This is a genomic window from Ensifer sp. D2-11, from assembly GCF_054161295.1.
Genome location: NZ_CP096433.1, coordinates 2,574,682 through 2,588,783 on the forward strand (window position 1 = coordinate 2,574,682; position 14,102 = coordinate 2,588,783).

The window sequence follows — 14,102 nt, forward strand, 5'->3', positions numbered from 1 at the left end:
CTCAGCCCTGGCCCGACTGCAGCAGGATTTCGATCCGTCGGTTCGCAGGCGCATAGGCATCGTTCGGCACCTGGAGCCGGCGGTCGGCAAAACCGCTGATCTGCTTCACGCGCTCTTCATCCAGGCCGCCGCGCACGAGCATGTAATAGGCGCTCTGGGCGCGTGCCGCCGAAAGGCGCCAATTGTCGTAGGTGCCATCCTTGAACGGCCGCCCGTCGGTATGGCCGCGAACCGCCACGGCGCCCGGGCGCTCGGCGAGCAGCCTGCCGATCTTCTCCATCGCGAGCACCAACTCCTTTTGCGGCACGGCGGAGCCGACCGCGAACATCGGCGCATCCGTCTGCTCGCTGATCGTCACCAGCAGGCCGCCCTCGGCCGGGGTTACCGCCAGGCCTTCAAGGAGCCGCCCGGCCTCGCCGCCGAGTTCCTTTTCGATTTCGGCCTTCAGGGCTTCGGCTTCCTTCTGCGGATTTTCAGCCGGCGCTTGATTCTCGGGTGCATCCGCGACCTTTGCGCCCTCTGCCTTATCCGGCACGTTAGGCGCGGAAGCCGCTTCGCGGGCGCTGTTTGCCGCTGACGCCACCTCGCTTTCGGCCGTGTTGCCTGCGTCCTTCACCTCGACCTGCTTGGTCCAGAAGTCCGGGTCGAAGGGATCGCGATAGGCTTCGCCGCCGGCGGCGCCGGTTGAAGGGCCGGACTGGGCCGCGCCGCCGTCGCCATTGACGCTGATATTCGCCTCGTGACCCACTTCGCGCGCGATTTCGGACAGGACCGAGTAGGGATTTTCGAAGAAGTCGGCGTCGGAATATTTGGTCTCTTCGCCCGAGGTCGCCGTCAGCTGATCGCCGGTCTTGGCCGAACCGCCCGACTTCGTCTGTTCGCCGTCAACCTTGGAGCGCTGCTGCGTCTGTTCGCCCTGCGCATCCTTGGCAGGATCCTTGAGGCCCTTCTCGGCCGGCTTCTGATCGGTCAATTGCACCGGATTGAAATAGGCGGCGATCGCCGCCTTGGTCTCCTCGTTTGCGGCGTTGATCAGCCACATGACGAGGAAGAAGGCCATCATCGCCGTCATGAAGTCGGCATAGGCGATCTTCCACCCGCCGCCGTGATGGCCGTCGTGGTTGTCCGCCGAACGCCGGACGATGATGATTTCGTTCTTGCCGTTGTGATTGCTCTCGTCGTTCATGCCAGAACCTTGCGAACAGTATCGGACCACGCGGCCATTCGCGTCACCAGTATCGCCTCGCCCATTTCGACGGTCAGGTCGACGTCACCGCTTTCGACGTGACGGAACGCGGCCGTTTCGGGCAAGAGGGCTTTCAATGCTTCGAAAAGCGCAAGCGGCCCCCGCACCGTAATCGCGATCCCTTCGCCGGCAGCGAGGCCGTGCCGGACCATGCCGGCCAGGTTCTCGACCGCGCGCTTGGCGAGCGCCTCGTCCATGACCGGAGCAAGGACGCGCGCCGCCTGGTCGCCGAGCGCGAGCGCCAGCCGATCCGCCATTTCGCCGAAACCGGCAGCGATCCTGGCGGCTGCCTGTTCCTCGAGGCGCTGCTTCAGGGCGTCGATCTCTTCTGCATGGCGCGCCTTGAGATCGGCGATCTCTTTCTGATGCTCGAGATCGAGTTCGGCGCTGGCCTCGGCACGTCCCTGCGCAAAGGCTTCGCGGCGCTCGGCGTCGATATCGATCTCGGGCATGGCCGGCCTCGCACCGGCACGGTTCTCCGAAAGGCCGGTGTCGAGGTCCGGAAAATATCTCGGCGGTACCCGCGCGAGCTCGATCCTGGGCGGACTGAAGTCCTTGAGATAGCGGGACAGCGACGCGCTCATCGGCACGCCTCCCTGCTCAGCCCGGCGAAGGCCGATATTGCCTGCCGCACCTGCAAGGGCTCGCTTGCTGCCCGGAAATCCATAGAGCCCGACACGTCTTGACCGTCTCCTTCGGCCCGTTCGCCCGAATAGCGACGGACCAGCATTCTTGATTCTGCAGCGCTTCGCTGAAGGCGAAAGCGCGATGCAAGCGGCAGCCAGAGTGGTTTCCGGCCGGCAATTTCGAATATGACTGCGAAGGAAGGCTATCCGGTCAAACTTGTGCGAAGGTGTTGGACCGCGCCAGGGCAACAGCGCGGTCCAACCTTTCTCCGACCGATGCCGATGACCGGCGGCACGGCGGAAGGCGATGCCCTTATTCCTGGAACAGGCGGAGGATGTTCTCGGAGGTGGTGTTGGCGATCGACAGCGACTGGATGCCGAGCTGCTGCTGCGTCTGCAGGGCCTTCAGCCGTGTCGATTCCTCGTTCATGTCGGCATCGACGAGACGCCCGACGCCTTTGTCGATCACATCCATCAGATTGGCGACGAAGCTTTCCTGCATCTCGATGCGGCTGGTGATCGCACCGAGCGTGGCGGCGGAGTCGGTCAGCTGACTGATGAGCTCGTCGACGACGCTGATCATGTCGCCCAGCTGCGCACCGGTCGTTGCGTTGTCGATCTCGATCTCGGTCGCGCCCCCGGGAGCTGCGCCTGCATCGATGAGATAGTAATTGCGGGCCGTGCCGGCCGGCGTGGATTGAAGCGCGTCCGCGTCCACGGCCTTGGTGAGCATGCCGCGGCTTGGATCGGTAACGTCGATCAGAACGGACTTGGCGGTGTCGTAATTGAGCGTCGACACCGTAACGCTGCCGTCGGCGCTGCGGTTGAAGGAGGCGACGATCGATTTGGTGCCCAGTGCTGCAGAAGCACCGTTATAGAGCCAGTTCTCGCCGGAGAAGGAGGCCGACTGCGCGGCCGAGTTCAACTGGCTCTTGAGCTCGGCCACTTCCTTGTTGATCTTATCCTTGTCGACGCCCGGCTCGCTTGCCGCGACGAGCTTGGCCTTGATCTCGGTCATCACGTCGATGACCGTATCCATCGCCGAATAGAACGTATCGACCTTGGCTGCTCCGAGGCCCAAGGCGTCGTGAACCGTCGACAACGCGGCATTGTCCGACCGCATCGTGGTTGCGATGGACCAATAGGCGGCATTGTCGGCCGCGGTTTCCACGCGAAAGCCGGAGGAGATGCGGCCCTGAGTCGTCTCGAGATTATGGTTGATCGCGCGCAATGTCTGCAACGCCGCCATGGCGGCGGGGTTGGTCATGATGCTGGTCATTGGTGGTCACCCTGGGGCGCTATGCTGCCCTGGTTGGGGAAATCGGACCATTCCGGAAAGCCGGCAACGACGGTGAGGCGTCATGCGCGCTGACACCTTTTTGCCCTGGGTGACAGACCGCCGTTCTTAACGAACCATTAACGGAAATGGTTAAGAAAAAGTTAACAACGTTAATGGATCGGTAATGAAGGTGAAGAATTCGTTTAAAGCCGTCAGCCTGGCACAAGGTCGGCACCAAAACGAAAACCCGCAGCCCCTTCCAGGACCGCGGGTTTTTCTCCTTCAGAGCGGGACGAAGCCGCCCCCTAGCCGGGGCGCCGCTTACTGACGGAAGAGCTGGAGGATGTTTTCCGAATTGGTGTTGGCGATCGACAGCGACTGGATGGCAAGCTGCTGCTGTGTCTGCAGTGCCTTGAGCCTGGTCGATTCTTCGTTCATGTCGGCGTCGACAAGCCGGCCGATGCCCGAGTCGATCGAGTCGGTGAGCTTCGATACGAACTCTTCCTGCATGCCGATGCGCATGGAAATCGAGCCCAGCGCCGATGTGGCGCTGATCAGATCCTCGAGCGCTTCGTCGACGCCCCTGATCAGCGCGTCGAGGTTTGCGGCCTGCGTGGCGTTGGTGATGTCGATGTTCTCGACAGAAGCGGGTGCAACAACGTTGGTGGCCGGCGCACCAGTAACTGCCGTGTCGACGCCCCATTTGGTAGTACCGTCGTCATACACAACTTCCTGACCCGTCGCAGCCACATCAACCGCACGTACCCAGTTACCCTCCACTTTAACGAAGTTGCCGTTATAGTCGATCCCACCCACGGGCACCGTGTATCCGACCACATTCGCGGATTCGCCATCGAATGTTGCTCCGGCAGCGATGAGTTCATCCACCGTATAGGCCGCGACGGTGTATTCAGTTGTCGTCCCGTTTACGTTGACAGGAAGCGTAATGCTCGCTTGCGACACGTTATAGATCTTGTCCAGGATTCCCGTGTCGCCGACTGTATCGAAGAGAACGGAACTACCGTCCAGGACGTAATCTATCGTCTTGACGGAAACCATGCCGGAGGAATCGCGCACGAAGGAGCCGACTACGCTCTTCGTCACAGGCGCTGTGATGTCCGCCTCAAGCCAGTTCTCGCCGCTGAAGGAGGCCGCCGTCGCGATGCTCTTCAGCTGCTCCTTGAGCTGCTCTATTTCTTCCTGAATCTTGGCCTTGTCGACACCGTCTTCGGTGGCAGCGACGAGCTTGGCGCGAATTTCCTTCACCACCTCGACGGCATTCTCCATCCCGGCATATGCCGTGTCGACCTTGGCCGCCCCGAGACCCAGGGCATCCTGCACCGCCGAAAGCGCCATGTTGTCCGATCGCATCGTTGTGGCGATCGACCAATAGGCAGCGTTGTCCGAAGCCGTGCCGACGCGGAGGCCCGAGGACACGCGAGCCTGCGTTTCCTCCATGTTGGCGTCGATACCGCGCAGGGTCTGGAGTGCAGCCATCGCTGCAACATTGGTGAGAATGCTGGTCATTACGGGCCCCTTTGAATGGCTAGTTGGAAAGGGACATCCCGGCTGCCCCGGGGAAACGAACGCGAGGCATCATGCCGTTAACCGCTTCTTCGTCTTGGTTAACCGTTCGTTGCGTTGAGCCCACTTAGCGCGGTTATGGTTAACAAAGGTTAAACAGTTATTCGCCGAGGAAACACCGAAAGGGGCCACGCTCGATGAGCGGGCCCCTTTGAAGGTTCGGTCAGGGCGGCGGTCGCTCAGTTGGCGACCGCCTTTCCGAGCCGTATTAGCGGAAGAGCGTGATTATATTTTCCGACGCCGAGTTGGCGATCGACAGCGACTGGATGGCAAGCTGCTGCTGTGTCTGCAGAGCCTTCAGGCGGGTCGATTCTTCGTTCATGTCCGCATCGACGAGACGGCCGACACCCGAGTCGATCGAGTCCGAGAGCTTGTTGACGAATTCGCTCTGCATGTCGATACGCATGGAGATCGAACCAAGCGATGCCGCTGCGCTGGTCATATCGGTGAGCGCCTTGTCGACGGCTGAGATCATCGTGTCGAGCTGGGCGGAGGTGAGTGCGTTGACGTCGAGCGTCTTGATCGACTGCGGCACCGCAACGGAAGCTAGCGGGGCGTTACCCGTAGCGACACCCCACTTGTTGGTGCCGTCATCATGCATGACTTCCTGGCCGGTGGCGGCTACGTCAACGGCCTTAACCCAGGTCGTGTCATTGATCTTGACGAATTTATCACCTGCCGCGATGCCGGTACCGGCAGACGCGGCCGTCGCAATCGTCGTTCCGGTCGTGGCGTTGGTCGCGAATGTCGAACCGGTGTCAATCAGCTCATCGATGGTATATGCGGCGACTTCGTAGGCTTGGGATTCACCGTTGATGTTGACGGTGACTGTCACGGCCTTCTGGGAAACGCCGTAGGTTTTATCCAAAATGCCATTGTTGTTGCCCGAAGTGTCAAACAACACCGTATCGGTAGTAAGGTCGTATCCCACCATCTTGACGGATACGGCATTGTTCGCGTCTCGGACAAACGAGCCGACTACGTTCTTCGTAATCGTCGTGCCCGCCGTCGTAATGTCGGCCTGCAGCCAATTCTCGCCGGAGAAGGATGCAGCGTCGGAAATGCTCGTCAGCTGGTCCTTAAGCTGGGTGATTTCTTCCTGGATCTTGGCCTTGTCGACACCTTCTTCGGTGGCGGCAACGAGCTTGGCCTTGATTTCCTTCACGACTTCGATGGCCGATTCCATACCGGAATAGGCGGTATCAACCTTGGCGGCACCGAGGCCGAGGGCGTCCTGGACGGCCGAAAGGGCCATGTTGTCGGAGCGCATGGTGGTCGCGATCGACCAGTAGGCGGCGTTGTCAGCGGCCTGGCCGACGCGCAGGCCGGAGGAGACATGCGCCTGCGTCTCTTCCATGTTGGAGCCGATGGTACGCAGGGTCTGGAGAGCGGCCATGGCCGCAATGTTGGTGAGAATGCTCGTCATGGTTTAGTGCCCCTTGGTGGCTGATGAAAAGGGACATTCCGGTTCCACCGGCGAAAGACGGTCAACGTCATGCTTGCTAACCAGCTGTTATCTCTGAGGTTAGCCCGTTCTTTCGATGAGCTTAGATAATCCCGGCTTGGTTAATGAAGCACTAAAGAGCAACAATCCCGATAATTTTTTCAACCTTTGCGCGCACGCGTGCCATAGGATGTTTAAGAAAAAGTGAAAGGCGGATGGCCATGGAAGAAAAGCAAAAAAACCGCGCCCGGTTTTCCGTGCGCGGTTCGAAGGGAGCCGGATGCAGGCACAACTTGCCTGCATCTCGCTATTGAAGTCTTCTTAGCGGAAGAGCGACAGGACGCTCTGCGAGTCCGAGTTGGCGATCGACAGGGCCTGGATGGCAAGCTGCTGCTGTGTCTGCAGAGCCTTCAGGCGGGTCGATTCTTCGTTCATGTCCGCATCGACGAGACGGCCGACACCCGAGTCGATCGAGTCCGAGAGCTTGTTGACGAATTCGCTCTGCATGTCGATACGCGACGAGATCGAACCAAGCGATGCCGCTGCGCTGGTCATATCGGTGAGCGCCTTGTCGACGGCTGAGATCATCGTGTCGAGCTGGGCGGAGGTGAGTGCGTTGACGTCGAGCGTCTTGATCGACTGCGGCACCGCAACGGAAGCTAGCGGGGCGTTACCCGTAGCGACACCCCACTTGTTGGTGCCGTCATCATGCATGACTTCCTGGCCGGTGGCGGCTACGTCAACGGCCTTAACCCAGGTCGTGTCATTGATCTTGACGAATTTATCACCTGCCGCAACGCCGGTACCGGCAGACGCGGCCGTCGCAATCGTCGTTCCGGTCGTGGCGTTGGTCGCGAATGTCGAACCGGTGTCAATCAGCTCATCGATGGTATATGCGGCGACTTCGTAGGCTTGGGATTCACCGTTGATGTTGACGGTGACTGTCACGGCCTTCTGGGAAACGCCGTAGGTTTTATCCAAAATGCCATTGTTGTTGCCCGAAGTGTCAAACAACACCGTATCGGTAGTAAGGTCGTATCCCACCATCTTGACGGATACGGCATTGTTCGCGTCTCGGACAAACGAGCCGACTACGTTCTTCGTAATCGTCGTGCCCGCCGTCGTAATGTCGGCCTGCAGCCAATTCTCGCCGGAGAAGGATGCAGCGTCGGAAATGCTCGTCAGCTGGTCCTTAAGCTGGGTGATTTCTTCCTGGATCTTGGCCTTGTCGACACCTTCTTCGGTGGCGGCAACGAGCTTGGCCTTGATTTCCTTCACGACTTCGATGGCCGATTCCATACCGGAATAGGCGGTATCAACCTTGGCGGCACCGAGGCCGAGGGCGTCCTGGACGGCCGAAAGGGCCTGATTGTCGGAGCGCATGGTGGTCGCGATCGACCAGTAGGCGGCGTTGTCGGAGGCCGAACCGACGCGAAGGCCGGAGGAGATGCGGCTCTGCGTGTCTTCCATGCTGGAAGAGATCGAGCGCAGCGTCGAAAGCGCGGCCATTGCGGAGTTGTTGGTGAGAATGCTGGTCATATTCGTTTGTCCCTACGAAATACTGATTGGGGGGACATACCGGACTGAAAAATCGCTACCGGTCACGACGGTCCGGCATCATGCCACTCGGCTCCGCTCAACTCGTGATGGATACCAAACCCGTCGTGTGAAGACGAAATTCGCAGCCATTCATTGCCAAGTGTTTAACCGGAGAAGATGTGTTCGGGGAGCGGCGAGAAGGTGGTTAATCGACTGTGAAATCCTATGCTTAACGGATTCTTGCCGGGCCGTCGTGCCTGGCGGCGGGGCCTCAGATAAACGAGCGCACCAGGCTGCCGACGAGCAGGTTCCAGCCGTCGATCAGCACGAAGAACAGGATCTTGAAGGGCAGCGAAATCGCCGTCGGGGGAAGCATCATCATGCCCATCGCCATGGTGATGGTCGCGACGATCAGGTCGATCACGAGGAAGGGCAGCATGATCAGGAAGCCGATCTCGAAGCCGCGGCGGATCTCCGAGATCATGAAGGCCGGCACGACGGCGCGCAGGTCCACCTTCTCGTCGACGACGACGGTCTGGCCCTTCTCCCGGGCGATGTCGATGAAGAGCTGCAGGTCCTTGTCGCGGGTATTGGCCAGCATGAATTCGCGGAAAGGCTCCGACATCCGCTGCATCGCATCCGTCTCGGAGATCTCGTTCTTCAGGAGCGGATCGATGCCGTCGCGCCAGGCGCGGTCGAAGGTCGGCGCCATGACGTAGAAGGTCATGAAGAGCGCGAGCGACACCATGATCATGTTGGAGGGCGTCGTCGCCAGTCCCATGCCCGAGCGCAGGATCGCGAAGGCGATGACGAAGCGCGGGAAGCTCGTCACCATGATCAGGATACCCGGGGCCACCGAAAGAACGGTCAGGAGGCCGAAGGTGCGGATGATCCACGAGGCGACGGAGCCGTCGACCGGCGTGTTCAGGATATCGGCGGGGAAGCTCTGAGCCCCGGCAATTCCCGACATCGCCATCATGGCGATTATGAAGGTGGCAAACCGGAGCATCAGCGAATCATTGGATGACGAAGGTGCGGAACATCACATTCGTTACGCGGCCCTCGGAGCGCAGGTCAACCCGCTCCTGGATGTCATCCCGGAGATATTGGAAGCCGCGCGGTCCTTGAATCTGCTGCAGCGACACGGTCTTCAGATAGGCTGCAATGTCCTGGTGTATCGTCTCCGCCAGTGCAACGTCGGGAGCTCCATCGAACTGGAGCGCGACCTCGAGGCGAACCCAGTTTTCGGCCGGATAGGCCAGGTTCGTCGTAATGGGATCGAGCTGCACGATGCCGTGTGCCACCTCTGACATTTTCGGTATGTCCTCCTCGCCGGTGGCGTTCGCAGGCAGTTCGGCCGCGGCTTCCGCCTTCTCCGCCGGCGGCGGTGCCAGGAGCATGCCTGCAAGCCAGCCGCCACCGCCGGCGACGAGGGTCAGCACCGCCACGGCCGCGATGGTCATCAGCCGCGAGGGGGCCTTCGTTTCTTTGCTCTCGATTTCTTCCATCGTGCTTCCGGCCGGTCAGAGGGGCGAGACGAGATCGACGAGTTGCTGACCCCACGGCGGCTGCTGGACCTCCGTCAGGCGGCCGCGGCCGCCATAGGAGATGCGGGCCTCGGCGATGCGGTCGTAGGAGATGACGTTGTCGGCATCCACGTCGCGCGGCCGGACGATGCCCGCGACATTGAGGATGCGCAGCTCATGGTTGACGCGCACTTCCTGCGAGCCGCTGATGAGCAGGTTGCCGTTTTCGAGGACGCCGGTCACGACCGCGGCGACCAGCAGCCTGAGCTTCTCCGAACGCTCGGTCTTGCCGTCACCTTCGGTCTTGGTGTTGGAGCCGTATTCGAGATCGCCCGACCAGGCGAAGTCGCTCGTCTGGGATTGTCCGCTGGCGCCGAGATTGAAGCCGCTCGAATTCTTGCGGCTGCGGTCCGTCTCGTTTTCGAAAGAGGCCTTGTCGTCGATACGGATGTCGACCGTCAGGATGTCGCCGATATTGATCGCGCGGGCATCCTTGAAGAGGGCCGCCTGCTGGTCGTTCCAAAGCGAGTACCCGTTCGTGACGTGGCGGGGCTGCTTCGGATACATGGCAAGCTGCGGCGTTTGCGTATATTGCAGGCCGCTGCCGATCGGGCTCATGGCCGGCGCCCGCCCGATCTCGTTGAAGGCCTGATTCTGGCAACCCGCCAGGAGCCCTGCGGCCAGTACGGCCGTGATGCGCGTTCTCATGATGGCTCCTTGGAGGTATTGGGATCGCTCGCGCTCGAAATGATGTTGGTCAGCACCGCTGCCCTTTCGTCGCTCATTTCGCTCAGGATCAGCGACGACTGGCGCGGCGGCAGGCGCATGACGATTGCGGCCGCGATCTCCGGACGCACCATCTCGAGCTTGCCGGCGGCGGCATCCGGCTTCATCGTCTTGTAGATGTCGACAAGGCCGAGCTCCGCCTGTTTGAGGAAATCGTTGCGGCGCTTAAGCCAGTCCTCGTATTCCGCCCGGCGCGCTTCCAGCGTCGCAATCCGTTCGTCGACATTCGCTCTCAGCTTCTCCAGGTCCTGGCGCTGCAAAACGTAGCGCTGGTCGCGCGCGGCGTCGGCGATATTGGTGCAGAACTTTTCGATTTCGCTCGCGGTCGCGCTGTCGGCCGGCGGCGACGTGACGTCCTGTGCGAAAGCACCGGGCATCGAAAGCATGAGCGCGGCGGCGACCGAGCCCAGGAGAACGCGGCGCGCCTTGCCGAAAAGACGATCGAGGTTTCCGGTCATTGCAGAACAAGCTCCGCCTGTAGGGCTCCCGCCGATTTGATGCTCTGGAGGATCGCGATGATCCCGTCCGGCTTGACGCCGATGCTGTTCAGGCCCGCGACGAGCGAACGCAGGCTCGAGCCGTTGAGGATGGCGACGGTGCCGCCGTCGGCCTGCGCTTCGATCGTGGTATTGGGCTCGTAGGCCGTCTCGCCGCGCGAGAACGGTTCCGGCTGGACGATCGTCGGCGTCTCGCTGACCTGCACCGTCAGCGTGCCGTAGCTGACGGCCACTTCGGCGACGCGGACGTCCTGCCCGATGACGATCGTGCCGGTGCGCTCGTTGATGACGACCCGGGCCGGCGCGTCGGTCTCGATCACCAGGTTTTCCACGTCCGCCATCAGGCGCGCGAGATCCGCCATCTTCGGCTTCTGGACCAGGACGGACTGAGAGTCCAAGGCTTCGGCGATGCGGCCGCCAAATTGCGCCGCGGCATATCTGTTGATCGCCGCGGCCATGCCGACGGCGGTCGAAAAGTCCGGATTGCGCAGCTGCAGCACCAGGTTGAAGCCGTCCTTGAATTTCGACGGCAGTTCCCGCTCGATGATGGCGCCGTTCGGGACACGTCCCGCCGTGGTCACGCCCTGGCTCAATTGGGCGGCTTCACCTTGCGCGTTGAAACCGCTGACGACCACCGAGCCCTGCGCCACCGCATAGATCTGGCCGTCGGCGCCCGAAAGCGAGGTCATGACCAGCGTCCCGCCGCGCAGCGACGTCGCATCGCCCAGCGAACCGACGGTCACGTCGAGCCGGCTGCCGGGGCTCGCGAAGGGCGGCAGCGTAGCGGTGACGAGCACCGCCGCGACATTGCGCGTGCGCGAGTCCCCGCCCTGCGTGGAAATGCCGAGGTTCTGCAGCATGGCGCGGATCGACTGATCCGTGAAAGGAGAGGAGCGCAGGCTGTCACCGGTGCCCTGCAGGCCGACGACCAGGCCGTAACCGATGAGCTGGTTGTCCCTGCCCGACTGCAGGGACGCGACGTCCTTGATCCGCGAGGCCGCATAGGCGGAAGTCAAGGTCGCGGCGAAGGCCACCGCGAGCGTCAGCAGCCACTTGCATGCATTGATCTTCATTTCGCCACCACATGGATCGTGCTGTCCGCCATCACCGTCCCGGAGACGATCACGCCGGTATCGACGTTGCGCACGCGGATCAGGTCGCCGACCGCGGCATCCTGCAGCGGCGAGCCGGCGGCCGTTATCGTCAGACCGCCATTGTTGAAGACGAGGCGAACGGTGGAGCCGCGTTCGACCGCATATTGCTCGCGCAGCGCCGAGGCCAGGATGACCCGCCCGGGAAGAAGGGTCCGCTTGGTCACCATGCCGTCGACCTCGTCGATCGAGCGCACATAACCGTCGCGCAGGTCCGGGTTGGTCACGTCGACCACCTCCAGCATGCTCGCATCGAGCTTTTCGCCGGGATAGATCGTCTGCTTCGGAATGACGGCCGTCGGCGGCTCCGCGAGAGCTGCTGCCGGCGAAAGCAGGCAACTCGCCATGGCCGCAAACAGAACGGCACGTGCCGGCTGCGCGCGGCCGCCTGCAACTGCTTTTCCTCCGGGGGATCGGCGAAACATCATGTTTGCCTCCTCTTCCTGTTACCTCAGGTTCTTGCTCACCGTGGCGGCCATTTCGTCCGCGGCCTGGATGATCTTCGAATTCATCTCATAGGCACGCTGGGCCGAGATGAGGTCGGTAATCTCCTTGACCGGATCGACGTTCGAGGATTCCAGGTAATTCTGCTTGACCTGCGCAAAGCCCGGATCGGCCGGCGTGCCGACGATCGGATCCCCGGAGGCCGGCGTCTGCCGGAACAGGTTCTCGCCCATCGGCTCGAGACCGGCTTCGTTGACGAAGTTCGCGATCGTCAGCTGGCCGATTTCCTGCAGTTCCGTATCGTTGCCGATCCGCACCATCACCTGGCCCGACGAGGTGAAGACGATCTCGGTCGCGTCCTGCGGCACGGTGACGCCCGGAACCACGGTGTAGCCGTCGATGGTCACGAGCTGGCCCGTGGCATTGGTGTTGAAAGCCCCCGAGCGGGTGTAGACCGTCTCGCCATCCGGCGTCTCGATCTGAAACCAGCCGCGGCCGACAAGCGCCAGGTCGTAGTCGTTGCCGGTGTTGACGAGGCTGCCCTGGATATGAAGGTTGCGCACGGCGGAGGTCTGGACGCCCAGGCCGATGATCGCGCCTTCAGGCACGATCGCCTGGTTGGAGCGGTTCGGGACGCCCTGCGCCCGCTCGGTCTGGTAGAGCAGGTCCGAAAATTCTGCGCGCGCCCGCTTGTAGCCGGTCGTGTTGATGTTCGCGATGTTGTTCGCGATGACTTCGAGATTCAATTGCTGGGCGTTCATGCCCGTGGCGGCGATGGAAAGGGCTTTCATGTCTCTTTTCCTCAGATCTGCATGCGCGCGATTTCGAGATAGGCGGTGACCACCTTGTCGCGGATGGCGATTGCGGTCTGGAGAGACTGCTCGGCGCTCATGACGGCATCTACGACTTCGCGGGTGTTCGCCTCTCCGCGGATCGCCTGCAGCGAAGTGCCCTCCGCCGACTTCATCGAGCGGATGGCGTCCGTGGTCATGTTGCCGAGGACTTCGGCGAAGCTCCCCGCCTGAGGCGCGGCCGTGCCGGCGCCCGGCATGACGAGCGAGGCGGAAGAGGCCGGGCCGGCGACTTCGGTCTCCCTGATGGTCGAAAACGCGCCGACTGACTGAATTGCATCGATCATTATTGCGAAGCCCTCAACAGGTCGATTGTCTGGGAGATGAGATCGCGAGACTGCTTGATGGTCTGCAGATTGGCCTCGTAGGCTCGGTTGGCCTCGCGCATGTCCGCCATCTCGATGAGGATGTTGACGTTCGGCAATTTCACCATGCCCTTTTCGTCGGCGGCCGGATTGCCCGGGTCGAACTCGATGTTGAAATCGGAATCGTCGGTGCCGAGGCGTTCGACCTCGACGAGGGACGCGCCGCTTGCCCGGTCGACCTCCGCAGCGAAGCTGATCGTCTTGCGGCGGAAAGGATCGGCGCCGGGAGCGTCCCCGGTCGAGCGGGCATTGGCAATGTTTTCCGAGACGATGCGCAAACGCGTCGATTCCGCCTGCAGACCGGAGGCCGAAACTTTCAGTGCCGAGGTCAATGGATCCATGGTCGCTTACTTCCGTACCGTCATGAGAATCATCCGGTGAAAGGACTTCACCAGCCCGGCATTGAGCTCGTAGTCGCGCTTGATCGCGCCGGTCTTCATCAATTCCTCTTCGAGCGCGACCGTATTGCCGGACTGCTGCACGGCGACATCGTCGAGAGCGCTGACTTCGGTCACATGCGCGGCTTCCGGGCTTTCGGTGAAATGGGCGCGATGGGTCGCGGCCATCTGGATGCCGGTGTTCTGGAGCACGCTTTCGAAGGGCTGAACGTCTTTCGCCCTGTAGTGCGGCGTGTTGGCATTGGCGATGTTGCCCGCCACCACGTTCTGGCGAACGGTCAGCCACTGGGCCTGCCGCGACGCGAGTTCGAAAAGCTGAATCGGTTCCATCAAGAGCTCCTGCTGATGGTGGCGAACCTAGGCCGG

At 61.7% G+C, this 14,102-nt stretch carries 16 protein-coding genes; all 16 read right to left on the minus strand.

Annotated features, from left to right (window positions below; all coding sequences use genetic code 11):
- Window position 1 precedes the first annotated feature (1 nt).
- Complete coding sequence (locus tag M1D34_RS12395; RefSeq protein WP_498779242.1) at window positions 2-1,186, minus strand: flagellar motor protein MotB; 1,185 nt, start codon at window positions 1,184-1,186, stop codon at window positions 2-4.
- On the minus strand, window positions 1,183-1,830 hold the full coding sequence (locus M1D34_RS12400; RefSeq protein ID WP_498779244.1) for a hypothetical protein: 648 nt from the start codon (window positions 1,828-1,830) through the stop codon (window positions 1,183-1,185). Before M1D34_RS12400 ends, M1D34_RS12395 begins: the two co-directional genes overlap by 4 nt.
- A 355-nt stretch (window positions 1,831-2,185) precedes the next feature.
- On the minus strand, window positions 2,186-3,151 hold the full coding sequence (locus tag M1D34_RS12405; RefSeq protein ID WP_498779246.1) for a flagellin N-terminal helical domain-containing protein: 966 nt from the start codon (window positions 3,149-3,151) through the stop codon (window positions 2,186-2,188).
- A 321-nt stretch (window positions 3,152-3,472) separates the two neighbouring features.
- Complete coding sequence (locus M1D34_RS12410; protein WP_498779248.1) at window positions 3,473-4,678, minus strand: flagellin N-terminal helical domain-containing protein; 1,206 nt, start codon at window positions 4,676-4,678, stop codon at window positions 3,473-3,475.
- A gap of 265 nt (window positions 4,679-4,943) precedes the next feature.
- On the minus strand, window positions 4,944-6,161 hold the full coding sequence (locus M1D34_RS12415) for a flagellin N-terminal helical domain-containing protein (protein WP_498779250.1): 1,218 nt from the start codon (window positions 6,159-6,161) through the stop codon (window positions 4,944-4,946).
- Between the two features lie 339 nt (window positions 6,162-6,500).
- Window positions 6,501-7,718, minus strand: a complete 1,218-nt coding sequence (locus M1D34_RS12420) for a flagellin N-terminal helical domain-containing protein (RefSeq protein WP_498779252.1) — start codon at window positions 7,716-7,718, stop codon at window positions 6,501-6,503.
- 271 nt (window positions 7,719-7,989) lie between these two features.
- Window positions 7,990-8,727 (minus strand): flagellar type III secretion system pore protein FliP, encoded by a 738-nt coding sequence (fliP, locus tag M1D34_RS12425; protein ID WP_003529886.1) that lies wholly within the window; start codon window positions 8,725-8,727, stop codon window positions 7,990-7,992.
- Between the two features lie 7 nt (window positions 8,728-8,734).
- On the minus strand, window positions 8,735-9,226 hold the full coding sequence (locus M1D34_RS12430) for a flagellar basal body-associated FliL family protein (RefSeq protein ID WP_003529887.1): 492 nt from the start codon (window positions 9,224-9,226) through the stop codon (window positions 8,735-8,737).
- A gap of 15 nt (window positions 9,227-9,241) precedes the next feature.
- Window positions 9,242-9,952 carry a flagellar basal body L-ring protein FlgH gene (flgH, locus tag M1D34_RS12435; protein ID WP_003529888.1) on the minus strand — a complete coding sequence of 237 codons (711 nt, stop codon included), beginning with the start codon at window positions 9,950-9,952 and terminating at the stop codon, window positions 9,242-9,244.
- Window positions 9,949-10,488 carry a MotE family protein gene (locus M1D34_RS12440; RefSeq protein WP_498779256.1) on the minus strand — a complete coding sequence of 180 codons (540 nt, stop codon included), beginning with the start codon at window positions 10,486-10,488 and terminating at the stop codon, window positions 9,949-9,951. Before M1D34_RS12440 ends, flgH begins: the two co-directional genes overlap by 4 nt.
- Window positions 10,485-11,600, minus strand: a complete 1,116-nt coding sequence (locus M1D34_RS12445) for a flagellar basal body P-ring protein FlgI (RefSeq protein WP_014529007.1) — start codon at window positions 11,598-11,600, stop codon at window positions 10,485-10,487. Before M1D34_RS12445 ends, M1D34_RS12440 begins: the two co-directional genes overlap by 4 nt.
- A complete protein-coding gene (gene flgA / locus M1D34_RS12450; RefSeq protein ID WP_003529894.1) occupies window positions 11,597-12,106 on the minus strand; it encodes a flagellar basal body P-ring formation chaperone FlgA in 510 nt (169 codons plus the stop codon). The genes M1D34_RS12445 and flgA overlap by 4 nt, the downstream gene beginning before the upstream one ends.
- Before the next feature lie 18 nt (window positions 12,107-12,124).
- Window positions 12,125-12,913 (minus strand): flagellar basal-body rod protein FlgG, encoded by a 789-nt coding sequence (flgG, locus tag M1D34_RS12455; RefSeq protein ID WP_003529896.1) that lies wholly within the window; start codon window positions 12,911-12,913, stop codon window positions 12,125-12,127.
- 11 nt (window positions 12,914-12,924) lie between these two features.
- Complete coding sequence (gene fliE / locus M1D34_RS12460; RefSeq protein WP_318849484.1) at window positions 12,925-13,260, minus strand: flagellar hook-basal body complex protein FliE; 336 nt, start codon at window positions 13,258-13,260, stop codon at window positions 12,925-12,927.
- Entirely contained in the window at window positions 13,260-13,679 is a 420-nt protein-coding gene (gene flgC / locus M1D34_RS12465) for a flagellar basal body rod protein FlgC (protein WP_003529902.1), read from the minus strand. The genes fliE and flgC overlap by 1 nt, the downstream gene beginning before the upstream one ends.
- A 6-nt stretch (window positions 13,680-13,685) precedes the next feature.
- Window positions 13,686-14,066, minus strand: coding sequence for a flagellar basal body rod protein FlgB (flgB, locus tag M1D34_RS12470; protein ID WP_003529904.1), 381 nt, complete (start codon window positions 14,064-14,066; stop codon window positions 13,686-13,688).
- Window positions 14,067-14,102 lie beyond the last annotated feature (36 nt).

Coding starts and splice junctions, on each gene's coding strand:
- flgA (WP_003529894.1), bottom strand. CDS start 12,106: ATGATGTTTCGCCGATCCCCCGGAGGAAAAGCAGTTGCAGGCGGCCGC.
- M1D34_RS12420 (WP_498779252.1), bottom strand. CDS start 7,718: ATGACCAGCATTCTCACCAACAACTCCGCAATGGCCGCGCTTTCGACG.
- M1D34_RS12405 (WP_498779246.1), bottom strand. CDS start 3,151: ATGACCAGCATCATGACCAACCCCGCCGCCATGGCGGCGTTGCAGACA.
- M1D34_RS12410 (WP_498779248.1), bottom strand. CDS start 4,678: ATGACCAGCATTCTCACCAATGTTGCAGCGATGGCTGCACTCCAGACC.
- M1D34_RS12395 (WP_498779242.1), bottom strand. CDS start 1,186: ATGAACGACGAGAGCAATCACAACGGCAAGAACGAAATCATCATCGTC.
- M1D34_RS12445 (WP_014529007.1), bottom strand. CDS start 11,600: ATGAAGATCAATGCATGCAAGTGGCTGCTGACGCTCGCGGTGGCCTTC.
- M1D34_RS12415 (WP_498779250.1), bottom strand. CDS start 6,161: ATGACGAGCATTCTCACCAACATTGCGGCCATGGCCGCTCTCCAGACC.
- M1D34_RS12430 (WP_003529887.1), bottom strand. CDS start 9,226: ATGGAAGAAATCGAGAGCAAAGAAACGAAGGCCCCCTCGCGGCTGATG.
- M1D34_RS12440 (WP_498779256.1), bottom strand. CDS start 10,488: ATGACCGGAAACCTCGATCGTCTTTTCGGCAAGGCGCGCCGCGTTCTC.
- M1D34_RS12400 (WP_498779244.1), bottom strand. CDS start 1,830: ATGAGCGCGTCGCTGTCCCGCTATCTCAAGGACTTCAGTCCGCCCAGG.
- fliE (WP_318849484.1), bottom strand. CDS start 13,260: ATGATCGATGCAATTCAGTCAGTCGGCGCGTTTTCGACCATCAGGGAG.
- fliP (WP_003529886.1), bottom strand. CDS start 8,727: ATGCTCCGGTTTGCCACCTTCATAATCGCCATGATGGCGATGTCGGGA.
- flgG (WP_003529896.1), bottom strand. CDS start 12,913: ATGAAAGCCCTTTCCATCGCCGCCACGGGCATGAACGCCCAGCAATTG.
- flgH (WP_003529888.1), bottom strand. CDS start 9,952: ATGAGAACGCGCATCACGGCCGTACTGGCCGCAGGGCTCCTGGCGGGT.
- flgC (WP_003529902.1), bottom strand. CDS start 13,679: ATGGATCCATTGACCTCGGCACTGAAAGTTTCGGCCTCCGGTCTGCAG.
- flgB (WP_003529904.1), bottom strand. CDS start 14,066: ATGGAACCGATTCAGCTTTTCGAACTCGCGTCGCGGCAGGCCCAGTGG.